Raw genomic sequence first — 23,977 nt, 5'->3', positions numbered from 1 at the left:
TTCTCAAATTTCCAATTGCCAATCCAATAAGTCGCCATTACCAATTACTTCAATTTGCCGCCCGTTATCTAGATAACTTAAAGAAATTTGCAAATAATTTTCGGGTTTGTACTGCAATCTTTCCGCCCATTCGATCGCCACAATTCCCAAATCCATTTCTAACCCGTCCCAATAACTTTCTAAGTGCAAAGCCTCCACTTCGTCGGGTTCTAGTCGATACAAATCTAGATGATACAGCGGAATTCGTCCTCCAAAATACTCGTTAATCAGCGTAAAAGTAGGACTCTCGATCGAGTCTGAGATTCCTAAACCTTCAGCGATGCCTTGAACCAAGGTAGTTTTGCCCGCACCTAAATCTCCTTGTAATAAGATTACAGTGCCGGCGGGGAGCGATCGACCTAACGCAGCACCAAACTTGCGCGTAGCCTCAGAATCTGGAAGCAGAGTTTTCATTTCAATAATTAGTCATTAGTCATTAGTCATTAGTCATTAGTCATTAGTCATTAGTCATTAGTTACTTGCTTGGGGCTGCTAATAACCAATAACATTAGTCTGCACCGTCAACAGTCATCAGTCATCAGTCAGCAGTCAGCAGCTTAAATGTTCTGGGCGCGGCCGTACCAACGCAGCAACATTCCCGCCAACCTTTGAGAATTGTGGCGAATTAAACCCGTATTTTGATCTTCATCCATGACATTGGCGATGACAACTCGCCGCCCCAATTGCGTCACGGCTTCTCGATCGAGCACAACCGGATAAGAATCCTCCTGAGAATAGCGAATCAAAGCCTTTGCAGAAGGGACTTTTCCTTGAACTACTACAGCATCGAACAGCGGCCGGCCGCAAGCGCGGTCGATCGCCCGAATGTGGTCTGCAACACTGTATCCGTCAGTTTCCCCCGGCTGAGTCATAATATTGCACACATAAATGCGGGGAACTTCGCTATTGGCGATCGCATCAGCAATTTCCGGCACCAACAAATTCGGAATGACACTCGTATAAAGACTCCCCGGCCCAATAATAATAAAATCCGCTTCCCGAAGTGCTTGGGCGACCTTGGGCAACGCCGGAGGATTAGCAGGAGTGCAGCCAATTTTGATGATTTTTCCGTTAGCTTTTGTAATGCTTGACTCCCCCTCAATCCTGCGGCCGTCCGCCAGTTCTGCCCACAAAGAAACGTCGCTCAGAGTAGCCGGCAGCACCTCTCCCCTAACTGCTAAAACTTTAGAACTCGCGGCGATCGCCTGTTCCAAATCTCCAGCAATATCGCTCATCGCTGTCAAAAACAAATTCCCAAAACTGTGACCCACCAAACCGTCACCAGCCCGAAAGCGATATTGAAATAACTCAGTCAATAACTTTTCCTCATCTGCCAAAGCAGCCAAACAATTGCGAATGTCTCCCGGCGGCAATACCCCAATTTCCCGCCGCAGCCGCCCGGAAGACCCGCCATCATCCGCCACCGTGACAATAGCAGTGATTTTGGCGCTGTAATCCTTCAATCCCCTGAGCAAATTGGAAAGGCCCGTACCGCCCCCAATTGCCACAATTTTCGGGCCGCGGTGCAAGCGACGGTGGTTGAGGAGTCGATCGACCAGTTCCTCGTTGCCTTCGGGCATCAGCACTTGGGTAATAGAGTTCAAACTGCGAGTTTGTCCCCACAGAATTAATAAAATCCCGCCAGCAATGATGATCGGGCCCGACACGTAATTAGGAACAACTTCCGCAATCCACGCCAAAAAATTTCTCAATAATTGCAATAAGAAGAAAATGGGAGTCATCCCAGTCCAAATCGCTAAACCCAAAGTGGCAAGTACCACGCCGCTGGCACTAATCAGCAGCCACCGTTTCACTAACAGTCCGGGGGCTAACCACTTAAACCACTGGTGAACTCGCCCGTTCCGCAAAGAAGGGGGGTAAGGATTTCTGGATTGGGCAAAAACCTGCTTGGCTTTAGCCAAGACGCGGAGGGCTTTAGGAAGTGAACTAATTGACATGGTTAATTAGTCTTAAGGGTATTGGAACAGCTCGATCTGACAAATTTACAATACAAGAGAGTTTTGATTCTGGCAGTCAATTTAAGTAATTAGTGATTAGTCATGAGTCATGAGTCATTAGCTAGACTGATGACTGATGACTGACAACTTATTGATAACATCCTATGGCTGAGCCACTAATCGAACTCAAGGGGGTAAGTAAGTCCTTCGGCCAGAACCCGATCCTCGATCGAGTGGATCTGAGGATTTATCGGGGAGAGGCCCTGGCAATTATTGGCCCTTCCGGGACGGGGAAATCTACGATTCTGCGGATAATTGCGGGTTTGTTGGCCCCGGATGCCGGTGAGGTTTTTGTTCAGGGACAGCGCAGAGTCGGATGGGTGGACGACGTGGCAGATCCGATCGGAATTGGGATGGTGTTTCAGCAAGCGGCTTTGTTTGATTCGCTGACGGTGGAGGAGAATGTCGGTTTTTTACTTTACCAGCATTCTAAGCTGCCGCGCCGCCGCATTCGGGAATTGGTGGAGGAAAAGTTGGAGATGGTGGGTTTGCCGCGAATTGGCGAACGCTATCCGGCGCAGTTGTCTGGGGGAATGAGGAAGCGGGTAAGTTTTGCCCGCGCTATCATGGCGAATCCTGATAATGACAGGGATAATCCAGAGGTTTTGCTGTACGACGAACCGACGGCGGGTTTAGATCCGATCGCTTCGACGGTAATTGAAGATTTAATCAGGGACTTGCAGGCGGCCCAAGGTGTTTGCAGCACTTATGCGATCGTCACTCACCAAGACAGTACCATCCGCCGCACTGCCGATCGCATCGTGTTTCTCTATCGAGGCAAAGTGCAGTGGGAGGGAACTGTCAATGACATTGCATCGACAGATAATTTACTTATCCGACAATTTTTTAGCGGCAGTGTTACTGGGCCAATTCAAGCGCTTGGATAGTCAGCCAATTTTAGATTTTAGATTTTAGATTTTAGATTGAAATGACCGATGATGAATGACTAATAACCAATGACCAATGACTAAGGAGGTAATATGCGATCGCGAACTGTAAGAGAAGGTTCTGTCGGGTTCTTAATTTTAGTAGGAATCGGTTTATTTGGCGGCTTAGTGCTCTGGCTGCGGGGCGTGCAGGTAGGGAACCGCAGCTACAAATTCGCCGTAGAATTTGCCAGCGCCCAAGGAATGCAAATAGGTACGCCCATCAGGTATCGCGGGGTTGCAGTCGGTAAAATTACCGCCCTCCAACCGGGTTCCAACGGCGTAGACGTGACGCTGGAGATTGCCCCCGGAACTTTAGTGATTCCCAGGGATGTTACGATCGAAGCGAATAAATCGGGTTTAATTGGCGAATCGTCGATCGACATTACCCCCAACTCGATTTTGCCAGAATCATTAGTTACCGCCAATCCCGTTAGTGCCGACTGTCCCCCAGAGATTATCTGTCAAAATTCGCGCTTAAAAGGTCAAGCTGGAGTCACTATCGATGAACTAATTAAATCCACAGTCCGCCTAGCTAATTTCTACACTGACCCCGCGCTGTTCAACAATATTAAATCTCTTGCAGAAAATACAGCAAACACAGCTAAAGGTGCAGCTAAACTCACTCAAGATTTATCAAGCTTAACTCAAACTGCCCAAGCGGAAATAAAAACTTTAAATCAATCTGTAAGGGGAGACCTTGGGAGTTTAAATCAATCTGTCAAAACCGAAATAGCAAGTTTAAATCAATCATTAAAGGGGGAAGCTAGCAGTTTAAATCAATCATTAAAGGGAGAAGCTAGCACCTTAAATCAATCGCTCAAGACGGAAATATCAGCCGCCGCCGCTGATGTTTCTAAAGTAGCAGCTACTGCGGACACTTCCACAAAAGCCGTATCTGCCGCTGCGATAAATTCTGCTAATGCAGTAACTCAAGCAGCCAATCAAATTACATTAACAGCCAACCAAGTCAATTCTTTAGTAGCAACCAACCGCGGCAGTTTAGTCTCTACTCTGAATAACATCAATCAAAGCAGTCAGGAACTGCGGGTAGCTGTCAGCAGTTTGAGTCCGACAATAAATCGAATCAACCAAGGACAATTGCTGAACAATTTAGAAGTTTTATCAGCGAATGCGGCCCAAGCTTCTAGTAACTTGCGAGATTTATCCAGCCAGGTAAACAATCCCGCCACTTTGCTATTATTGCAGCAAACCCTAGATTCTGCACGAGCTACATTTCAAAACGTCCAGAAAATTACTTCCGACGTGGATGATTTGACAGGAGATCCGGCTTTCCGCAACAATATTCGCAGGTTATTCAACGGATTGGGAGGCTTATTGGGTTCGACAGAACAACTGCGACAGCAAGTTAAAGTGACTCAAACATTAGCTCCCCTTTCTGAGAAAGTAAATGCGAGTAAAACTGCCAGAAATCAATCAGTAGAGCCGGGATTTCCCAGCTTGCAAAAACAGCCCAAATTGCCTGTTATACCTTCTCAAACTGCAAGATCAGCAGAACCAGTGGCTCCCGAAAATACTCCTTAAAACAGGGTATCATTGAATAACCGCAATTATTGCAAGATTCGCGAGTTGCTTTAGTTACTAAGGTGCGGCTTTCGCAGCCGGCATTAAAGTTATTGTCCAAATCCTATTAACAAAAAACTCTTTCTATCGCAACCAGGAAAATAAATGACGCAAACATTATCGAAACCGGACGTAACCAAAAGCCAGTATACTGTAACTTGGGAAAAATTGCCAGACGACTTTAAATTACCCGACGATCCTGTCGAAAACATCGACCAACCACTTTTAGCCGCGGCCCTCCGAGAAGCCTTGGATCTCGCAGGATTTATCCTAGCTTCAATGCTAATAGCTTCCAATTTTGGACTGTGTGCCAAAGTTAACGACAAAACAGTAGTAAAAGCACCAGATTGGGTGTATGTTCCCTCGGTATTGCCAGCAGAACCAGGAGAGGTTCGCCGCAGTTATACGCCCAATGCTGAGGGAGAAGTACCTGCTGTAGTGATGGAATTTTTATCGGATACTGACGGTAGTGAATATTCAAATAAACCGACATATCCTTACGGTAAATGGCGGTTTTATGAGCGAATTTTGCAAGTGCCGATTTATGTAATTTTTGAAGCAAAATCGGGAGTGTTGGAAGTGTACAGACTCTCGACTTCGGGAGAATACGAATTGCAAGAACCGGATGCTAATCAGCGATTCTGGATAGAATCAATGGGTTTATTTCTGGGGGTTTGGGAAGGTGAAAAATCTCAGAGGACGGGTTATTGGTTGCGCTGGTGGGATGAGAATGGCAATTTGCTGCTGTGGGGTGCGGAACGGGTGGAACAGGAACGCCAGAGGGCCGAAGAGGAACGCCAGAGAGCCGATCGACTAATGGCATACTTGATTCGTCAGGGTATCGATCCTGATGGCATTTGAAGGTATGGGAGGTCGATCGATTTTAGATTTTAGATTTTAGATTTTCGATTGAATAATTGGGAATCAAGGAGCCAGAGCGATGGATTTTAGTTTAGATTTGCGATTTTCGATTGGGAATTAAGGAGCGCCATGACTGCAACAACATTAGAAGAGAAATTAGATCGGCCGTTGCTATTTCCAGGGTTAACTTGGGAACAATTCAAAACCTTAGAACCGATGCTGGATATTCCAGGGGTGCGGCTGTCATTTTTAGATGGGATACTGGAGATTCAGAAAATGCCTGGAAGAAAACACGAAACAGCCAAAGGACGTATCGGTGCGTTGGTAGAAACTTACATGATGGCGGCAGGAATTGATTTCACCCCTACGGAGTCTCTGACATTAGAAAATGAATCGCGACTGGTGAAGTGTGAAGCAGACAAGTCTTACGAATTGGGTGCTGATAGAGAACGTCCCGATTTAGCGATCGAAGTAGTCGTCACTAGCGGTGGAATTGATAAGCTAGAGGCTTACAAACGGCTGCAAATCCCTGAAGTCTGGTTTTGGGAAAACAGCCGACTGTCTCTGTATGCTCTCAGACAGCAAGGATACGAAGAAATTCCGAGTTCCCAATTGCTCCCAGAACTCGATATTGGTTTACTCGTCAGGTGTGTTAATATGCCGAGTCATGTTGAGGCAATTAAGGAATTCAAAAGAGCGATCGATGGGGATTTGTAGTCAAAAATAGATAATACATATCCCCGACTTCTTAAAAAAGTCGGGTATCTAGCAACGATCCAACGTTGTTGATGAAGTACACCCCGATCGCTCTCCGTAGTTACCCTGGGCCGTGTCCCTATAAGAGCTGGAACTCCTAAACTTCAGTGTATTCTTTGCCTTTTTGAGACTCTAACCAACGTTGATAAGCTTCCTTATCACCTCTAAAGGAATCGACAGAAACTTGACGTTCTGGCATGGGTTTGAGGGGAGCATCAATAGGGGAATATTGGCAATAGCAGATTACTACCATATCAAATTCACCGATCGGAATATCGGGAGTATAAGTCTCAACCCGCGCCACTTCCCACTCACCTGTGCGGTAATGAGTGCTGTAACCGTGCCGAGTTGGATCGTGTTCTGCTTCCACACGAACAAATTCTGGGGGGCGATAGCCAACTTCAGGAATTGGACCATCAGAAGAGTCAAAGTGTTCTGCCAAAATGCGAGTCAATGATTGAGTGTGCTGTAGTTTTCTATCTTTCCACCCAGGAGTTCTCGGTTCGGCTCGGAAAATAATGTATTTATGCATCGTCGTCCTCTCTTTCTGTGTCGTAGAATGATTTGGGAAATTCTGTTTGGCCTCGAAAAACACAATCAACTTCTAGACCGTTTGTATCAATTTCCTCTATGTCAAGTAGTTTCCAACCATATTTTCTTTGCATCTCATAGCAACAAGCTTCGTCGGCTGCTGCGTGTCGAGATTTGTCTTCGTCTGGATCGTAACGCAACCAGTTTGGATTATTTGGCATAATTGTATTGCTCCCTGTGTTGGGTTGACAACATTGGAGAAGTCGTCTGGACGAAGTATTTGCGGTACTGCGTCCGGGCGCGTCTTTGTAAAATTATAGGATAATTCAGGGCTTACGCACTCCGACGCCTAGAAACCGGGTTTTTTACCGAATCTGCAGATCGCAGTGAAGTATTCTCGTAAAAAAACCCGGTTTCTGACCACCCGTGCGTCCTGGACTGAACCCGACAATTGATTGAATTTGCTTGACAAATATCATTTAATATGGTTTCTAGGTTTCAGCGAAAATTTTAAATGGCGAAGGGCGATCGTTTTGCGATCGAACTTGGGCAATCTAGATATAGGCGCTTCTTGAGTGCCTGAAAAACAGCGACGCCAAGAGTTAGCAATGGAAAGTACACAGAAAAAATCTAGTGATAGTCGGGTTCATCGGAGCGATCGAATTAAGCAGATTTTTGCGTTAGTATCAATGGTTTCGTTTGGTGGTTCTGCGATTTTTGGTATTGTGAGTCTGTTCGGCAGCGGTTTGAGCAGCCAGCACCAACAAAAACCGACGCCTGTGGCTGTTTCTCAGGAATCTTTGCTGGCGGCGCAGGAACGGGGGTATGAGACGGTTTTGCAGCGGGAACCGCAGAATCAGACGGCTCTGGAGGGATTGGCCAATGTGCGGTTGCAGATGAATAATAAGGTGGGGGCGATCGAGCCTTTGGAGAAGTTGGTCAAGCTAAATCCCGATCGGGCGGATTATAAGGCGCTGTTGGGGCAGGCGAAGGGGAAGTAAGGGGCGATCGGTCAATTTTGTTAGTAAAATAGATTGAAAATCCTTAAATTGTATGTAGCTTCCTAATTAAAATACCCGACTGAGTTTCACAAAACGAAGGATTGAATATGGGCATAGTACGCATGGGACCACCAATAGAAATCATCTCCCAACTAAAAGCAGCTTACGGGATTAATAATTTTATTGAAACCGGAACTTATCAAGGCCATACAGCATACTGGGCAAGCCAAGTATTTGAACAAGTTTTTACAATAGAGTATTCTCAAGACCTTTATCAAAAAGTTACCGAAAAATACGGTCATATCAAAAACATAGAATTTTTGTACGGTGATACCAGAAACCTTCTTGACAATACAGTATCACAACTTGAAAGTCCAAGTTTATTCTGGCTTGACGCTCATTGGAGCGGAGGGCAAACCTATGGAGAAATCGATGAGTGTCCCTTACTCGCAGAAATCGAAATAATCAACCGATCCGATTGCGAACACTTTATTTTTATTGATGATGCCCGATTGTTTTTATCTCCTCCACCGCCACCCCATGCACCTCAACACTGGCCGGATATTAACGCAGTATTAAATGTGTTGAATTCAGGAAATAACAGCAGGCATATTATAATTATTGATGATGTTATTATTGCTGTTCCGGCGCTGGCAAAAGAACTAATTGTTCAGTATTGCCAAGATTTGCTCACTACTCTAGGCAATACAGGCAGCGGGAAACAGGAACACAATCATCAAAGCACTGGGGTGTCTGCTAATAATATCAATCAGATAGAGTCTATCAATAACTATGAATTAAAGATTATAGAAAATTTTATTGCTTCCGGTAATGTCGTTTTCGATATTGGCGCAAACATAGGTAGCTGGACAAATCAAGTATTAAACATATGCCCCGACGTTCAAATCCATTTGTTTGAGCCAGCACCGCCTATATATCAAACACTTCTACAAAACCTGGCTGAACCGATTAAAAGCGGTCAACTTGTGTTAAACAACTTGGCAATAGCACACCAACAGGAAATCAGGGATTTTTATTATTACGATAAATTTTCTGGATGGAGTACATTTCACCGCCGATTTGAAATCGAAAAACAATACAATATTCAGTCGCCTCAGCCATTTCAGATTTTAACAGCTACCCTTGATGATTATGTCCAAACAAGGGGCATAAAGCGAATTAATTTCTTAAAAATTGATACAGAAGGCGGCGAACTAGAAGTTCTTCGCGGAGCAACTAGCCTCTTGCAAAAAGGCAAAATAGATTATGTTCAGTTTGAGTATGGCGGAACATTTGTTGATGCCAACATCACATTCAAACAAGTCTTCGAGCATTTACAAAAATTTCGTTATACAATCTTTAAAATACTGCCCCATGCTTTACAACCTTTACCCGAGTTTTTACCAGAATATGAGAATTACGAGTATAGCAACTTTTTAGCGGTGAACGAGAGGTTCACAGCTTTGATTTTGAGTGAAGCACCAAATCTGCTCGATTTGCAGCAGCTTTGCGGAAAACATTCTGTTGCACCGCGCGGCATTATTCACATTGGGGCACACGAAGGCAAGGAAATTGCACGATACCGAGAAATGGGGGTGCAAAGGGTACTGTTTGTTGAAGCCAACCCTGCTGTGTTTGAACGTTTGAAAACGAATATAGCGGGTTTTCCTAACGTGCTAGCGGTGAATTGTGCAGTTAGCAACATCAACGGCACAAGCACATTGTATGTAACTTCTATGGATCAAAGCAGTTCTATCTTACCATTGAAGGATCATCAAAAGTTTTATCCAGAAATCAAGGAAGTTGAGCGTGTAGTTGTGGAGTCGAGAACTCTCGATACACTTCTAGAAGAACTTCAAATTAATCCCGCAGATTTTAATATCTTAAATATTGACATTCAAGGTGCAGAGTTATTGGCTTTGCAGGGAGCAACGAATGTTCTCAGATACATAGAAGCAATAAACACGGAAGTTAATTATGAAGAACTCTATGAAAGCTGCGCTTTAATTGACGAAATCGATGATTTTCTGGAGATGTGCGGTTTCGATCGCGCTGCAACTGCAACACCGTTCCATCCATCTTGGGGCGATGCGTTTTATGTGAAAAAGCCCGCAGTCACAATGTCCACCCTTGGTAGAAACGGACGGTTTGCCAATCAAATATTTCAGTATGCCTTCTTGAAAATCTATGCCAAAGAACATAACTTGAAAGTAGAGACGCCAGCTTGGATTGGTCAATATCTCTTTGGTTGCAATGATTCGCCCATTTCTCAGGAGTTACCTGTAGTTAGCGAAGAAACTAATAACCTTTTAGAAGCTCGCATACCAAAAGCCAAAGAAACCTTCAAAGATGTGGATTTTTGGGGTTACTTTCAGTACCATACAAAGTATTATGCAGCGCACAAGGAGTATTTTCGGTCTCTGTTCAAACCTGTGCCGACAATAGAAACTAAAATGAAGGATGCCTTGGATTGTTTGCGATCGCGTGGCAAAACAATCGTCGGTTTGCATTTGCGGCGGGGAGACTACGGCTACAGCGATTTCTTCATCGCACCGAGCGAATGGTACAGAGAATGGCTAAAAGGTTTGTGGGAAACTCTGGATGAACCAATACTATTTATTGCCAGCGATGAACCCGAAAAAGTTTTAAGTGATTTTGAGGAGTATAATCCCATCACGACCCAAGATTTAAGTTGGGAATTACCGGAAGCAGAATTTTATCCAGATTTTTATTTGTTGAGCCAGTGCAATATTGTAGCCATTTCAAATAGCTCATTTTCCTTTGCAGCTTGTATGCTCAACGAAAAATGCAAATTTTTCTTTCGTCCGCACTTGTCTGCCCAAAAACTCATTCCTTTCGATCCGTGGGATAGCGAACCGATTTTGCGGAATGTCAACGTTATCGGCTCTCCTAACGAAATTAACCCCGAATTAATAACAACTGCGAAAACAATTAATCTTGACTTGATTGAAGAAACGCTCCACGATTTAAACCTCAGAGAAGTTAATTTAATCATTTTCCCCAATTGGCATCAGTCAGAAGAGTCTCTCTCTGGCGAGTTGTCAGGAGTCATCAAAGCTGTTTTGGCTCATCGCGATCGATCTCGCATCACTCTACTGATAGACAGTAGCGAGATCGATCGAGAAGATGCTAACCTTATTTTGTGCAATGTTACCATGAATCTGCTACTGGAAGAGGATTTAGATGTTGGCGAGGTGCCGGAAATTACATTAATCGGACAGATGAGCGAAATACAATGGGAAATTCTCTGGCCCCGTCTCCGCGCTCGCATTGTATTAGATCGAGAAAATAAACAGATGGCACACAGAGCAGGTAACTTGCCACAGTGTAAAATAGAAAGCTTCGCAAATATCAAATTATAAAAAGTAAGTTTAAGTGAGTGCAACTATGAACAATAACGTTTCTCAATCGCCGTTCAACAGGATAATTCCACCTGAAATTAAAAATGATGAATTTTATCGGGCACTTCAAAGGATTGTTCAGAACGAAGATATTAAAACAGTCTTAGAAATTGGCTCGTCATCGGGAGAAGGAAGTACAGAGGCATTGGTGACAGGGATGCGGCAAAATCCGAACAACCCAACGCTATTCTGTATCGAAATTTCACAACCTCGCTTTGCTGAACTAAAAAAGAGATATGCTAATGATGATTTTGTCAAGTGCTACAACGTCTCTACCGTTTCTTTAGAAGAATTTCCCGAGGAAGAAGAAGTTATCAACTTCTACAACAACATTAATACAGGTTTAAGAGTTTACCCACTAGAACAGGTAAGAGATTGGCTGCGAGATAATATAAAATATGTTGAAGAATCCGGGGTTGAGCCGAACGGCATCAAAAAAATAAAGCAAGAAAATAACATCGATATTTTTGATGTAGTGATAATAGACGGCTCTGAATTTACGGGGCGAGTTGAACTCGACGAAATATATGGAGCCAAGTTTATTATGCTTGACGACATAGATACGTTTAAGAACTATCAGAATCATTGCAGATTACTTTCAGATTGCAACTATGTACTGGTAGAGCAAAATCTATTTTTGCGTCACGGTTATTCGGTTTTCAAGAAGACTGAAGCAAGAGAAAAAAACACCCAAGTTTCCGATATACCGCTACATTTTTTCACAATCGTTCTCAATGGACAACCGTTTATTCGTTACCATATCCAAGTTTTAAAAGAGTTACCTTTTCAGTGGCACTGGCATATTGTTGAGGGTGTAGCAGACTTGAAGCACGATACAGCTTGGTCTTTAAGCTCAGGGGGAAAAATTGCGGACGAAATTCACAACAACGGACGCAGTAATGACGGAACTGCTGAGTACATTGACGAACTGGCAAGACAATACCCTGAAAACATTACAGTATATCGCAAACCCGAAGGTGTTTTTTGGGAGGGAAAACGCGAAATGACGAATGCGCCATTGACAAACATTAGAGAGGAAGGTTTGCTGTGGCAATTGGATGTAGATGAACTGTGGACAGCCGAGCAAATTTGTACTGCGCGGCAGATGTTTATCACTCATCCTGAAAAAACAGCAGCTTTCTACTGGTGCTGGTATTTTGTTGGAGAAAATCTGGTTATTAGCACTCGCAATTGTTATGCTCAGAATCCAGCACAAGAATGGTTGCGTACTTGGAGATTTAGGCCGGGAGCATTTTGGGCCTCTCACGAACCTCCAAGATTAGCGGAACCTAATCCTGACGGTTGGCGCGATGTGGCTAAGGTCAATCCTTTTTTACACGAAGAAACTGAAGAAGCCGGGCTAAATTTTCAACATTTCGCTTACGCCACAATAGAACAGTTGCGCTTTAAAGAGGAATACTACGGTTATGCTAATGCTGTTGCTAAATGGACCCAGTTGCAGCGGCAAACTAGATTCCCGGTTTGCTTGAGTCAGTATTTTCCCTGGGTTAAAGATTTAACGGCGGTCGATACTGCAAAGGCTTGTGACATTCAGCCGATCGCGCAGAAAGAAAAAGATAGCAATACCTGGAAGTTTGTACAAATACCTCAGCAACAAAAGTCTGCCAAACCTCAAAAGCCATTTCCCCAAATAATTGTAGACGGCGTATTTTTTCAGCGCTATAAAACTGGAATTGCTCGGGTATGGAAATCTCTCTTAGAAGAATGGGTAGAAAACGGTTTTTCCGAACACGTAGTTGTTATTGACAGAACGGGAACAGTGCCGGAAATTCCCGGCATCCAGTACCGTCCTTTGCCTGCTTACAACTATGACACAGCGGATGCCGATCGCGCAATGCTACAGCAAGTCTGTGAGGAACAGAGCGCTGACTTATTTATCTCGACTTACTACACAACTCCCCTATCAACTCCCTCTGCATTCATAGCGTATGACATGATTCCAGAAGTTGAAGGAGTAAATTTAAATACACCGATGTGGCGTGAAAAGCATTTCGGGATTCGCCACGCATCTGCATACATCGCAATTTCCGAAAATACAGCCCGTGACTTAGTAAAGTTTTTTCCAGATATTGCCTCAGATTCAGTAACTGTAGCTCATTGCGGAGTTAACAGTAAATTTTCACCAGCAAGTCCAGAGGCAGTTAATCATTTTAAAAACAAGTACGGTATATCAAAGCCATACTTTCTTTTGATCGGGCCTGGAATCGGCTATAAGAATGGAACTTTGTTTTTCCAGGCTTTTGCTCAACTTGAAAGCAGACAAGGGTTTGAAATTGTCTGTACAGGTAGCGATTTGTTATTAGATACAAAGTTTAGAGACTATACATCAGGTTGTGCGGTGCATATCGTACTGCAACTGAGTGATGAAGAGTTGATAGCTGCTTATTCCGGTGCTATTGCACTGGTTTATCCGTCGAAGTATGAAGGTTTTGGCTTGCCTGTGCTGGAGGCGATCGCTTGTGGATGTCCAGTCATTACTTGTGCAAATGCGTCTATACCTGAAGTCGCAGGAAAAGCTGCATTATATGTGAACGATACTGATGTTAGCGGACTGGTGAATGCGCTTTGCGAAGTGCAAAAGCCGGATGTTCGCAAGGCCTTAATTGCTGCAGGTCTCAAACAATCGCAAAATTTCTCGTGGTCGAAAATGGCGAAAACGGTGAGTTTGGCTTTGATAGATGCAGCATTCTTGCCTTTAAAGCTGCGGTCAATCAATTTAATCGTTTTTCCAAATTGGCTAGCATCAGAAGAGACGATTTGCGAAGAACTTACGCAAGTTATTAGGGCGATCGCCTTTCACCCCGATCGAATGAAGATCACATTACTTGTAGATACTGGCAACATTTCTGACGAGGATGCAAATCTGATTTTATCCAGTGTCGCTATGAATCTGCTGATAGAAGAAGATTTGGACGTTACTGAGTGTGCCGAAATTTCCTTGGTAGGACAACTGGAGGAAAAACAGCGGGAAGCGCTGTTGAGTCGCATCCAGGGTAGACTTGTCTTAGAGAACGAAAATAAACAGACGATCGCAGCAGCAAAAGCAGAAAACCTTCCCTGCTGCGATCTCTCTAGCTTCAGTCGCAAGCGAGCCGTCCAATCAGAAACAGGAGATTGGCAGTTCATTTTACCAGAAAGTGTATTTCTCACAATTTCTCAAAGACCAAATAATTTTAACGAAAAAAACCCTGCCCTTTTCTACTTAGAATACCTCCAAAGAAACTGTCCGACTATCGATTTAGATACCTTGTCGCGCGTAGCTTCAAGTCTGGAAAATACATCTTGGGACGAACCTGTATCAGCGACGGATTTAAACAATTTTGCTGTAGTCGCCTTGATAGAAGCAGAGCAGTGCCAGGAATCATCCCTCAAAGAAATATATATCAATACAGCTTTAGAAGCCTTAAAGAGTGCAGTAGATTTATACAATCATCCACTCTGTGCAGCTCATTTTGCCCTAGTTCTTGCCCTGACTGGAGAATCCGATGAAGCAATTAAAGAAGCTTTTCATTTTTTGGTATCCCTTGGTATTCAGCAGTCTGCTGGCGGCTCACTAGAAAAAATTCCTCCAGCTCTTGTTTATCTGCCGCAGACTGGTAGTAGTTTGAAGACGTACCAAGCAGAACAGCTAACTCAAATTTTACAAGCCGAAGACGCTCGCAGTCAATCGATATTATTGTTAATTGAAGCACTAGGTCGATCGCAGATAATTTCTTACAATGAATTTGGCATGAGGCTACTGCACCTAACGGCTCAAGTTTTACCAGATTCTGGTTCCATAAATTTAAAAATAGGAGTATACAGCCTGCTAAACGATCAATCGGAAGGAGTCATGTATTTGCACCGTGCCAAACAAATTTCCTCGGATTCAGCACCCGTGCTGCAAGCTCTATACATCGCCTGTAAAGATTTAGAGCAGATAGAATATGCCCAGCAATGGCTAAATTTTGCTAGAGAATTGGGTCAACAGCATCCCCATTCTCTAGAGTGGAGATGGACTGACTTAGAAGTTAACAGTCCCTTCACTTACGTGCCTTTTGAAACTCAACTTTTATTAGCAGTTGAACCGAGGTTTTACGGTTGTATAACCAGCAGCGTATTGATTGCCGAAAAAGACTGGTTTGAAAAAGAAATGGAATTTTGGCGCAGTGCGATCGCACCAGGCATGACTGTTATCGATGTGGGTGCTAATGTAGGAGTTTACACCTTTAGCGCTGCTCTCCGGGTCGGTTCCCAAGGCCACGTGCTGGCAGTAGAGCCTTTTTCTGGCTGCGTTAGCTATTTGCAAGAAACCTGTAGAATAAATCATCTAAACTGGGTGAAAGTTTGTGCCGGTGCTGCCAGCGATCGCTCTGGAACAGTTCGCTTATCTCTTTCCCCTGCCAGTGAATTAAACAAAATCGCCACTGGCGAAGCTGGCGCAGAAATGCAGCCCGACTGTTTTGAAGAAGTCACCTGCTTTACTCTAGACAGCTTGATTGAGCAGGAAAACTTGAGCCGAGTAGATTTCCTCAAAATAGATGTTGAAGGGCACGAACTGTCAGTATTGACAGGCAGCGACAGAATATTATCTGAATTTGCTCCCGTCATTATGTATGAAAATATTGTTGCCGGAAGTAAAGACAGCAATTTACCTGTTGCTGACTACCTTAGAGGGAAAGGATATCGATTATTCCGCTATCAACCTTACTTGCACAACCTAATTCCTCTAAACTCCGCCGAGGAGTTGCACGGAAACATGAATATAATCGCTTTACCCCCAAATCAAAGTTACCTATTAACTCAAGAATAATCATTTTTAGAAAAAGAAGAGGATACTTTGATTATGACATTTTTTATTGAAAGCTTAAAGAAAAGCGGTCATTTAGAACAAATTAACATGACAGTTTGTAATGTTGGCTGTCGTAAATTAACAAGCCAAGATGACTATGGCAGCCAGGGATGGAATATTTTTGCACCTCGGCTGACTATCTACGGTTTTGATGCAGATGCAGATGCTTGCGAAGCCGCCAATGCTGACCTTGAAGCACGACAAGTCAATTGGACTGAAAAACATATTCCTCTAGCCTTAGCAAAGTCTGTAGGTGAATCTACACTTTATGTCACACAACATCCCATGTGCAGTTCGCTTTATCCACCGAATGAACCTTACTTGGAGCGTTTTTCAGGACTACCCGAACTTGTGAACTTAGATTTTTGTATAGAACTTGAAACCACCACTTTAGATGAGTTCTGCCAGCAGGAAGGAATTGATGAAATAGATTTCCTACAAATTGATGTTCAAGGGGCAGAAGTTTTGGTATTAGAAGGTGCCGTAGAAATTTTAAAACGAAGTATTCTAGCTGTTCAAGTTGAAGTCTCGTTTTCAAATTTATACTTAAATCAACCTTTGTTTGCCGATGTAGATATCTCTCTCAGGAACCAAGGTTTTACACTATTTGATTTAACCGGGGCTCGCCGTTTCCGCAGCCATTCCCCTATTGGTTCAACACTCCGCGGCGGACAATTACTGTGGGGAGATGCGTTTTACTTCCGCGATTTAATTGGAGAAGACATTGATCCAAATATGACAACACCTGACAATATTCTTAAATTGGCTTGCATTGCCGATATTATGAATTTCCCGGACTACGCTTTAGAATTATTGGAATATCTGACTTTGCAACATGGCAATAACCCCCAATATAACTTTGCCAACAATATCATTGAGGGCCTAGCTCAATTTCCCGAGCTAGTTAAGCAGGGACTAGGTTCCCTGCCTATCGTTGCCAGAATTCGGGATTATATTAGTGATTGTGATATTGACTCGTTTGAGATTATAGCTTAATAAGGCTAACTTTGGAGATAAATTTGCCACATCTGCTCGTATGCTTTTTCCATCTCTCGCGTAAACTGCTGAGCATTCCAAAGCGGAGAAGTTTGCCTAGACTGCAGCAGTTTCCACGAAATTTGTTGCCGCAAAGCAGCATCTTTCCCTAAGCGAATTCCCCATTCCACATATTCTTCATCAGTCCAAGCAATTCCCTCTGTTACCCCTGCATTCATCATCATAGTATAGCTGTTGCGTGCCGCAAATTGCTGCCCGACTCGTGTCACCAGGGGAATGCACATCCAAAGAGTTTCTAGAGTGGTTGTGGCTCCATTGTAAGGATAAGTATCCAGAACTACATCCGCAATACCTAAGTTAGCTCGGTGAACTTCCTCCGAAGTAACTGTTGGCAAAAATCGCAAGCGATCGCCCTCCAAACCCTCTTCTTCGGCGAGCTGGTTAAAAAACTGTTTAATGGATTTTTCGTCAGCCCCCCCTTTAATTAAAAAATAACTATTAGGCACTTCCTTCAAAATTTTCATCTGTAGTCGCGCTGTTTCTTGATGGCGCTTGTAACCGCTCTGACTACTGAGATACACAATAGCATCGTTAGGAATCTTCAACTGATCGCGACGTAATGTTGGCACTCCCACTTCAAAACCATCCACAGCTATGTAAGTCTGGGGCAAGCGCCAGATTTTTTCACTGTAATAATTCTGGGCCGACTCCGGCAGCACGTATGGATCGGCAATAAAATAGTCAATTGCAGGCACTCCTGACGCATCCCAACCCAACCAAGTGGCTTGAACGGGCGCGGGTTTCATCGCCATCACTTCACAGTTAATATCTAGAGTAATGCTGTCTAGATCGATCAGAATATCAATCTCATCTTTATCGATTTGCTCGGCAACGTTGGTACTGACAATCCCGCACCGATAGGCTTTATCAACGTGATTGACATACCATTCTTGTAAAAAGTGATCGGTATTAACATAATTGAGAAAATAGGCATGAATTTGAAAGCGATCGCGATCGTGGTGCTCAAACAGCCATCGTGCTAGCCAGCCCACAGAATGCCTTCTCAGGCAGTGGGACAAATAGCCAATCTTCAGGGGCTTAGCAGAAATGCCCCGGCTTTTTCGAGCTAACTGTCGCTGTCGGTACCCCTCTATCAGCTCCTGGTTGTTGTTTTGAACGTTGACTTGGCATAGTTGAGCCAATTGGTTGCTAATGTTTCTAGCATTTCTTGGCTCGTCCTGAAAGTATGGGTAAAAAAAGCTAGTAACAAATAAGTCGTCAACAGTCGATAAGTTAAGCGATGTCGGCTGCTCTGCTATCAGCAACTCCTGATCAGACTTGAGCCGCTTGAGTATCGCACAAGCTTCTTCCCAGTATCCGCCTGCACTCATCAACCCCCGCAAAATCAGGTGATTCGCATAAACTTTAGCGGGTAACTCTTGTATTAATGAATAGAAAAGCTTAGCTGTCTTTATCCCCTGATCGTATTCACCGGCATTCTGATAAAAACAAGCCAAGTGGCGAACCATCTCTGGATTCTCTGAATCTAAACGCAAAACCAGTTCAGCCAAGCGTATTGCTACTCTAGTTATTTTTAATATATAGCCTAGCTCGCAAGCAGTTTCTAATAAAATTCTGATATAAACTTGAGGTTCGCGGACATGAGCGAGACAAGCTTCTGCAAACTCCAGCGTTAACGGATGCGAGGGTTCGCAAGCCAAAACACTTTGCAATACTTGCATCAACAGAGCTGCCTCAACCTCAATTACAGGCTCTACCTGTAGCAACTCGATCAAGCCAACAGAAGTCAGTTCGTCTCCTGTAAAAGTCTCCAGCCGGATGAAAAGTTCAATCAAACGCAACAAGTTGTTAACATCCGCCGGATTAATTTCCCTGATATGCTGCCGAATTGCCCAAGCAACAGAGTAGTCTGACAAAACCTCCCGGCGCTCTGCTTCCATTTGCAGCACATCTAACAGTTGAGCTGTCCATTCCTCAACTTCTTCCGGTTCCCCGTCGGCCATGCCCAGCAGCCAAGTCGTTTGGGCTTCCATCTCTTGCCCCTGCAACAGCAACATCAACCCCAAGTGCCAGTAGTGGGACTTAGTTTCCGGCTCCGCTGCCATTGCCTGCTCGTAGAGGTTTGCAGCCTGAGTGCAATCTCCTTGGATTAGATATTGACGGGCTTGTTGCTGCCAATCAGCTAGAACAGTCGATGAAATGTTTTCTAAAGAGATTGTCATAGTAATAGTTATTAAAGATTTCCAGTTTTTATAAACCTCCTGAATAGCAATGGGTAGTGTAAACAACACTACCCACTTTCTTAAAAGATTCAGGTTAGGCTTGCAGGAACAATCCCTGCTTTGATGGCTTTTCTACTTCGACACTATGGTATAGTTAGTGTTGTCGCAAGTTAAGTCAGTAGGAGCACCAGCAGGAGTAGCCGGCGTATTTGCCAATGCCGGCGCCGCAGCTACACCAGCCACCTTACTTTCGCACAATACTGCCGTGCTGCTTTTGTCAACTGTGCCTGGTGCAGTAATCAGAGCTACTCCTCCTATATACGATTTGAGCGCTGTGCTTAGACCGAACGCGACATTTCCAACCTGGGTAGTGTTTGAGTCAATAGTCGCTCCTGTTCCTATAACACTGTATTTATAGTTCTCCGTCTGAGTTCTAATGCCCAGCCCCAGAACCTCAACGCTTGCGGCAAATTTACCGTTTTCAGCAAAGGACGCTTGCTGAGCACGGTTCATTGAACCAGCGTACTGCTTAGCTTCTGATTGCTTGGCTTTGTTAGCTTGGTTCAGGAAGGAGGGCAAAGCAATAGCAGATAGAATACCGATGATGATGATAACGACCAGCAGTTCAATCAGGGTAAAACCCTTGTCTTGTCTTTTTTGATTGAGGTGTTGCAGGAATCTGGCTTTAAATTCAGTTTTCATTGGTTGTTTCTCCTAGAGGGGTGGGATGCTTGATTTCTAACTCTTGTATGTAACTTACCCAGTTACCAGCCCTTTAATATCACCCCAAACTATTTTTTTTTTCAACTCCTGGCTTTAATGCTCCAAAAGCACATACAGAAAGACTTCTAAGCTCATCAAGAGTTCCTTGATTTCATTGAAGGCTCTCTCCTGATGCACAGGTTCCAGGGTTACAAGGTCTAGGGGTCTGAGGTTGAGCCAGCGCTCCGCTAACGAGATCACAGGCTGCGCGCCCTCCCACAGAGGCAGCAAGCAAGCTGCCATACTGCTCTCTATTAAAATCGGCACTAAGGTTGGCGAAGTGACATAACGGCTAATCTCGAAGGAACTCTGGTTAGTGATAGATTTAATCAGTTCTTCTTTTAACTGGGGAGTTCTGAGCTGAGGATGCAGATGCACCTTTGCCTGCTGCCAGTCAGCCACAGTCCATTCTGAAACTGGTACCAACGACTGAGCTTGGTTGGGAAGACCGCACCAAAAGTCTATCAAACGATGAACTGGATGTAAAAGTTCAAACAGGTGCAGCCGTTGTTCCACAGGAATGTCTGGCAGGCTCATTGCCAGAAACGCAGGTATGTTATTTGGCTCCTTAAACAAATCTGTCAAGTCCCACAACCGCCAACTCACCATACTAATAAATTCTAAATCAGCAGCTCTTAATGCTGAAAACACTTCAGGTACAGTATAGCCTTGATCTCCCAGCAGCAAATAGTTAGCCAGCATCCATTCTTCGTTTTTTTCGGCTGGAGAACCCCATGTTCTTGCCTTAATTGCCACGTCATCTTTTAGGTCTTGTATAATTTCTTTGGCTAGCTCTATCTCCATCTCCCTAGGATTATCATCCATCAATCCCATGATTTTGAATACTTTTTGAACTGCAAAGTAAGAACTTCGCTGGAGGGAGCTGTGGAGGTTTGTCCGAATAATTCCATCCGGTTTCAAAACTGCTTTCATAGCTTGCAATCCGACAACTGCGTCTGGCAAGAGATAAAGCACCTCGTCACAGTTGATATAATCAAACTGCTGGTTTAAGCTAGGCAGTTCTTCAATTGACAAAGCATGAAACTCCATATTCTCAAAGCCGTGATATTGCAAGCGCTGTCGGGCTAGCTTAACAGACTCTTCGGATAAATCGATGCCAACAATTTTGGCTCCCGGATTCGCCTCTGCCAAAATTAACGATTTGTACCCGCTGCCGCAGCCGGCATCTAAAATAACTTTTCCTTCAGTTTCTATGACTTTCTGATTTCTTATATAGTAAGCTGTTACCAAATTATGGATATACAGAATCTGATAGTTATTCTTAGGAGATGTCTCTAGGGGAATTCTAGGATAAGGGGCATTGTCAAATTGTTGACGAATTTTCTCTATTAACTCTGATTCTTGGGTATCCATTCTTAATCGCTCCTGATGTTGCTAAATTGTGCTGTGGTACTCCCTATTCTAAGATGTAAAGGTATCTCACCCGCGCATCGCCTGCGAAAAGCGATCGCCCCCACCTCACGTCCCAACTGCAAGCCCACCCGCAACACATATTTGCCATAATACTCTCAAAACCGATCGCGCAACCAACGACCACCTCCATGAACACCAACATCAGCCCCATCCTCAAAGTCTTCACCCTTTCCGCCGCCCTTTCCCTGGCCATCAAGTACGCAGGGCCTAGCTTATCCATACCCTCTACCGACCTCAACGCCCTAATCGCTGTCTTTACTCCCAGTATCATCTTAGCTGCTATCCTCGGCTGGCGATCGCGCCAACAGCAGCAGTAGAGACGGAATCAAAAAGTGCGATCGATCTACACTAGGTCTAAAGACTATGTTTTAGCCAAAATCTTAATTCCCCGTACAGCTTATCAAAACCAAAGTTGAGGCACTCACCATGATTCAAATTATACCTGAATTAGTAACATTCGATGAATTCATTGACTGGTATCCTGAGAATTCCGAACACCGCTACGAACTACACAATGGAGAAATTGTTGAAATGCCAAAAGCAACAGGCAAACATTCTAAAGTGGCCGGTTTTACCAGCGGCTGGTTATTTCTCGAAATAGAACGCTTAAACCTACCCTACTTCATCCCCAAAGAATGTGTCATCAAACCCATGCGCGAGGAATCGGGATATGAACCAGATATTATTGTAATTAACGAACAAACCATTGGAAACGAGCCGCGATGGGAGAAATCATCAATTATTACAATGGGTTCATCAGTCCCCCTAATCGTCGAGGTAACTAGCACTAATTGGGGTGATGATTATGCCCTAAAGCTTGAGGCATATGAGTCAATGGGTATTCAAGAATATTGGATTATAGACTATCTAGGATTGGGCGGCAGACGGTTTATTGGCAACCCCAAACAACCCACTTTTTCGGTTTACCAACTAATTGACGGCGAATACCAAGTCAAACTGTTCAGAGGCGGCGAGGGTATTGAGTCCCCAACTTTCCCAGAATTGAAGCTGACAGCGCAGCAGGTGTTCGCCAAAGGGAATTGAGGAGGCTGCTTATACTGATGTCCGAGTAGGGGTATCCGATTAAAGATGCGATCGCCCGCATCTAAGGTATCTTATAGAGATGCGATTTATCGCTTCAGGGCTGCAGAGCAATTAGCAAGCAGTAATTCCCCATACCCTATTCCTCAATCTAAAATCTAACATCTAACATCTAAAATCTAATGAAGCTAGGACAGTGGATGGGCTTATTAGCCCTCATCGCATCTTGTTACATCCTGTGGCAAATCAGGCAGGCCCTACTGCTGCTGTTTGCCGCCGTAGTCTTAGCCACAGCCTTAAACAGACTAGCACGCTACTTACAAAAATTCGGACTCAAAAGATCGATCGCCGTACTCTTATCAGTTAGCTTCCTAATCCTCGTATTCGTAGGCTTATTCCTGATAATTGTACCGCCCTTTACCCAACAGTTTCAACAACTTACCCAAAGAGCCCCTCAAGGAATAGAAAGATTAAATCAGTGGATAGATCAACTTGAGGGTCGCTTTTCAGGGCAATTTGGTCAGCGACTGCCAAATCTTGATGTTAACGACATCATGCAACAACTGCAACCTTTATTCAACCAACTCGTCGGCGGTGCAGGAGCCTTTGTAGGCAACACATTAGGCGTTATCCTCAGCTTTTTGCTCGTCATAGTTTTGACATTGATGACATTAGCAGAACCTCTATCTTACCGCAAAGCATTCATCCAACTATTTCCCTCTTTTTATCGGCGACGAGTCGATGGCATCTTAGATGAATGCGAAATAGCTCTCGGTCGATGGGTCATCGGCGCTCTCATTAGCATGAGTGTGATTGCTTTTTTGAGCTTAATTGGTCTGTCAGTCTTGCAAGTTCCCCTACCGCTAGCTCACGCTGTAGTAGCAGGATTTCTTAACCTAATTCCCAATATAGGCCCCACTCTGAGCGTCATCCCCCCAATGACGATCGCACTTTTAGATTCTCCCTTGCAATCCGGTTTTGTCTTCATCCTTTACTTTCTAATTCAACAGTTTGAAAGTAACGTCCTCACCCCCTACGTCATGGCACAGCAAGTATCACTGCTGCCAGCAGTAACATTAATAGCTCAAGTATTCTTCGCCACCTTCTTTGGATTTTTAGGCTTATTACTAGCCCTCCCCCTCACCGTTGTAGCTCAAGTTTGGATTAGGGAAGCCCTAATTAAAGATATTCTCAACCAATGGAGTGCCAGTCCTAAAACCTTAGCAGCAATCGATTCTGCTATCAATGAAAAACATGAATCTATAGGAGTCAGCGAAACCCTGCCAGAAAAATATTTACCAGAACAGAAACCCAACATCCCCGATCATTCTGACAATGAGGCTCCTGAAAATCAATAGTTAAAATTCATAATGACCGAAAGCATCCAGGATACAAGCCCCCGGGTTCATTCGTCCAGAAATAAAAAACCTGTATCCGATGAAACTTGCCCCCCGCATTTATCTCGCGCAAGTCAATTCTTTAATCTAAAATCTAAAATCTAAAATCTAAAA

Annotated in this window: 18 protein-coding genes; 11 read left to right on the top strand and 7 right to left on the bottom strand. The window is 44.0% G+C overall.

The genetic code is table 11. The features are described from left to right. Nucleotides 1-3: 3 nt before the first annotated feature. The gene (gene tsaE / locus QUA88_RS14175) at nucleotides 4-453 is read right to left on the bottom strand and encodes a tRNA (adenosine(37)-N6)-threonylcarbamoyltransferase complex ATPase subunit type 1 TsaE (RefSeq protein ID WP_333210441.1); all 450 of its coding nucleotides are present in this window, start codon (nucleotides 451-453) and stop codon (nucleotides 4-6) included. A 143-nt stretch (nucleotides 454-596) separates the two neighbouring features. After that, a complete protein-coding gene (locus QUA88_RS14170; RefSeq protein WP_333056231.1) occupies nucleotides 597-1,997 on the bottom strand; it encodes a gluconeogenesis factor YvcK family protein in 1,401 nt (466 codons plus the stop codon). A 164-nt stretch (nucleotides 1,998-2,161) separates the two neighbouring features. On the opposite strand from QUA88_RS14170, the gene QUA88_RS14165 reads away from it, so the two are divergent. The 4 genes from QUA88_RS14165 to QUA88_RS14150 all read left to right on the top strand — a co-directional run bounded on the left by QUA88_RS14165 (nucleotide 2,162) and on the right by QUA88_RS14150 (nucleotide 6,145). Next, nucleotides 2,162-2,944, top strand: a complete 783-nt coding sequence (locus tag QUA88_RS14165; protein ID WP_333066584.1) for an ATP-binding cassette domain-containing protein — start codon at nucleotides 2,162-2,164, stop codon at nucleotides 2,942-2,944. Nucleotides 2,945-3,037: 93 nt separating this feature from the next. Continuing rightward, nucleotides 3,038-4,528 (top strand): MlaD family protein, encoded by a 1,491-nt coding sequence (locus tag QUA88_RS14160; protein WP_333056234.1) that lies wholly within the window; start codon nucleotides 3,038-3,040, stop codon nucleotides 4,526-4,528. Between the two features lie 144 nt (nucleotides 4,529-4,672). Further along, nucleotides 4,673-5,428 carry a Uma2 family endonuclease gene (locus QUA88_RS14155; RefSeq protein WP_333272249.1) on the top strand — a complete coding sequence of 252 codons (756 nt, stop codon included), beginning with the start codon at nucleotides 4,673-4,675 and terminating at the stop codon, nucleotides 5,426-5,428. A 129-nt stretch (nucleotides 5,429-5,557) separates the two neighbouring features. Then, nucleotides 5,558-6,145, top strand: a complete 588-nt coding sequence (locus QUA88_RS14150; protein ID WP_333261570.1) for a Uma2 family endonuclease — start codon at nucleotides 5,558-5,560, stop codon at nucleotides 6,143-6,145. Between the two features lie 136 nt (nucleotides 6,146-6,281). On the opposite strand, the gene QUA88_RS14145 is transcribed toward QUA88_RS14150, so the two are convergent. Both QUA88_RS14145 and QUA88_RS14140 read right to left on the bottom strand, forming a co-directional pair. After that, a complete protein-coding gene (locus QUA88_RS14145) occupies nucleotides 6,282-6,716 on the bottom strand; it encodes a hypothetical protein (protein WP_333056237.1) in 435 nt (144 codons plus the stop codon). Beyond that, nucleotides 6,709-6,936 carry a hypothetical protein gene (locus tag QUA88_RS14140; protein ID WP_333056238.1) on the bottom strand — a complete coding sequence of 76 codons (228 nt, stop codon included), beginning with the start codon at nucleotides 6,934-6,936 and terminating at the stop codon, nucleotides 6,709-6,711. The genes QUA88_RS14145 and QUA88_RS14140 overlap by 8 nt, the downstream gene beginning before the upstream one ends. A 387-nt stretch (nucleotides 6,937-7,323) precedes the next feature. Here QUA88_RS14140 and QUA88_RS14135 point away from each other — a divergent pair, with 387 nt between their 5' ends. The 4 genes from QUA88_RS14135 to QUA88_RS14120 all read left to right on the top strand — a co-directional run bounded on the left by QUA88_RS14135 (nucleotide 7,324) and on the right by QUA88_RS14120 (nucleotide 16,986). Further along, nucleotides 7,324-7,716, top strand: a complete 393-nt coding sequence (locus tag QUA88_RS14135) for a tetratricopeptide repeat protein (RefSeq protein ID WP_333272244.1) — start codon at nucleotides 7,324-7,326, stop codon at nucleotides 7,714-7,716. A 107-nt stretch (nucleotides 7,717-7,823) separates the two neighbouring features. Continuing rightward, on the top strand, nucleotides 7,824-11,099 hold the full coding sequence (locus QUA88_RS14130; RefSeq protein WP_333272242.1) for an FkbM family methyltransferase: 3,276 nt from the start codon (nucleotides 7,824-7,826) through the stop codon (nucleotides 11,097-11,099). A gap of 25 nt (nucleotides 11,100-11,124) precedes the next feature. Next, nucleotides 11,125-15,951, top strand: coding sequence for an FkbM family methyltransferase (locus QUA88_RS14125; protein WP_333272239.1), 4,827 nt, complete (start codon nucleotides 11,125-11,127; stop codon nucleotides 15,949-15,951). 33 nt (nucleotides 15,952-15,984) lie between these two features. Then, nucleotides 15,985-16,986 (top strand): FkbM family methyltransferase, encoded by a 1,002-nt coding sequence (locus QUA88_RS14120; RefSeq protein WP_333272237.1) that lies wholly within the window; start codon nucleotides 15,985-15,987, stop codon nucleotides 16,984-16,986. 5 nt (nucleotides 16,987-16,991) lie between these two features. On the opposite strand, the gene QUA88_RS14115 is transcribed toward QUA88_RS14120, so the two are convergent. The 3 genes from QUA88_RS14115 to QUA88_RS14105 form a co-directional block, all read right to left on the bottom strand. Further along, nucleotides 16,992-19,229, bottom strand: coding sequence for an O-linked N-acetylglucosamine transferase, SPINDLY family protein (locus QUA88_RS14115; protein WP_333233137.1), 2,238 nt, complete (start codon nucleotides 19,227-19,229; stop codon nucleotides 16,992-16,994). 132 nt (nucleotides 19,230-19,361) lie between these two features. Then, complete coding sequence (locus QUA88_RS14110) at nucleotides 19,362-19,931, bottom strand: type IV pilin-like G/H family protein (protein WP_333056244.1); 570 nt, start codon at nucleotides 19,929-19,931, stop codon at nucleotides 19,362-19,364. A gap of 114 nt (nucleotides 19,932-20,045) precedes the next feature. Continuing rightward, nucleotides 20,046-21,365 (bottom strand): class I SAM-dependent methyltransferase, encoded by a 1,320-nt coding sequence (locus tag QUA88_RS14105; protein ID WP_333056245.1) that lies wholly within the window; start codon nucleotides 21,363-21,365, stop codon nucleotides 20,046-20,048. Between the two features lie 188 nt (nucleotides 21,366-21,553). On the opposite strand from QUA88_RS14105, the gene QUA88_RS14100 reads away from it, so the two are divergent. The 3 genes from QUA88_RS14100 to QUA88_RS14090 all read left to right on the top strand — a co-directional run bounded on the left by QUA88_RS14100 (nucleotide 21,554) and on the right by QUA88_RS14090 (nucleotide 23,824). Then, nucleotides 21,554-21,742 carry a hypothetical protein gene (locus tag QUA88_RS14100; RefSeq protein ID WP_332984302.1) on the top strand — a complete coding sequence of 63 codons (189 nt, stop codon included), beginning with the start codon at nucleotides 21,554-21,556 and terminating at the stop codon, nucleotides 21,740-21,742. Between the two features lie 109 nt (nucleotides 21,743-21,851). Continuing rightward, complete coding sequence (locus tag QUA88_RS14095; RefSeq protein WP_333233140.1) at nucleotides 21,852-22,469, top strand: Uma2 family endonuclease; 618 nt, start codon at nucleotides 21,852-21,854, stop codon at nucleotides 22,467-22,469. A 179-nt stretch (nucleotides 22,470-22,648) separates the two neighbouring features. Beyond that, nucleotides 22,649-23,824 (top strand): AI-2E family transporter, encoded by a 1,176-nt coding sequence (locus tag QUA88_RS14090; protein ID WP_333056248.1) that lies wholly within the window; start codon nucleotides 22,649-22,651, stop codon nucleotides 23,822-23,824. Nucleotides 23,825-23,977: the final 153 nt, after the last annotated feature.

The sequence above is a fragment of the Microcoleus sp. D3_18_C2 genome (assembly GCF_036702395.1).
Classification (GTDB): Bacteria; Cyanobacteriota; Cyanobacteriia; order Cyanobacteriales; family Microcoleaceae; genus Microcoleus.
Note: the sequence above shows the minus strand (reverse complement) of the source record. Positions and strands in the feature narration are given on the sequence as shown.

Coding starts and splice junctions, on each gene's coding strand:
- QUA88_RS14155 (WP_333272249.1), top strand. CDS start 4,673: ATGACGCAAACATTATCGAAACCGGACGTAACCAAAAGCCAGTATACT.
- QUA88_RS14120 (WP_333272237.1), top strand. CDS start 15,985: ATGACATTTTTTATTGAAAGCTTAAAGAAAAGCGGTCATTTAGAACAA.
- tsaE (WP_333210441.1), bottom strand. CDS start 453: ATGAAAACTCTGCTTCCAGATTCTGAGGCTACGCGCAAGTTTGGTGCT.
- QUA88_RS14160 (WP_333056234.1), top strand. CDS start 3,038: ATGCGATCGCGAACTGTAAGAGAAGGTTCTGTCGGGTTCTTAATTTTA.
- QUA88_RS14150 (WP_333261570.1), top strand. CDS start 5,558: ATGACTGCAACAACATTAGAAGAGAAATTAGATCGGCCGTTGCTATTT.
- QUA88_RS14140 (WP_333056238.1), bottom strand. CDS start 6,936: ATGCCAAATAATCCAAACTGGTTGCGTTACGATCCAGACGAAGACAAA.
- QUA88_RS14095 (WP_333233140.1), top strand. CDS start 21,852: ATGATTCAAATTATACCTGAATTAGTAACATTCGATGAATTCATTGAC.
- QUA88_RS14135 (WP_333272244.1), top strand. CDS start 7,324: ATGGAAAGTACACAGAAAAAATCTAGTGATAGTCGGGTTCATCGGAGC.
- QUA88_RS14165 (WP_333066584.1), top strand. CDS start 2,162: ATGGCTGAGCCACTAATCGAACTCAAGGGGGTAAGTAAGTCCTTCGGC.
- QUA88_RS14090 (WP_333056248.1), top strand. CDS start 22,649: ATGAAGCTAGGACAGTGGATGGGCTTATTAGCCCTCATCGCATCTTGT.
- QUA88_RS14170 (WP_333056231.1), bottom strand. CDS start 1,997: ATGTCAATTAGTTCACTTCCTAAAGCCCTCCGCGTCTTGGCTAAAGCC.
- QUA88_RS14115 (WP_333233137.1), bottom strand. CDS start 19,229: ATGACAATCTCTTTAGAAAACATTTCATCGACTGTTCTAGCTGATTGG.
- QUA88_RS14130 (WP_333272242.1), top strand. CDS start 7,824: ATGGGCATAGTACGCATGGGACCACCAATAGAAATCATCTCCCAACTA.
- QUA88_RS14105 (WP_333056245.1), bottom strand. CDS start 21,365: ATGGATACCCAAGAATCAGAGTTAATAGAGAAAATTCGTCAACAATTT.
- QUA88_RS14145 (WP_333056237.1), bottom strand. CDS start 6,716: ATGCATAAATACATTATTTTCCGAGCCGAACCGAGAACTCCTGGGTGG.
- QUA88_RS14100 (WP_332984302.1), top strand. CDS start 21,554: ATGAACACCAACATCAGCCCCATCCTCAAAGTCTTCACCCTTTCCGCC.
- QUA88_RS14125 (WP_333272239.1), top strand. CDS start 11,125: ATGAACAATAACGTTTCTCAATCGCCGTTCAACAGGATAATTCCACCT.
- QUA88_RS14110 (WP_333056244.1), bottom strand. CDS start 19,931: ATGAAAACTGAATTTAAAGCCAGATTCCTGCAACACCTCAATCAAAAA.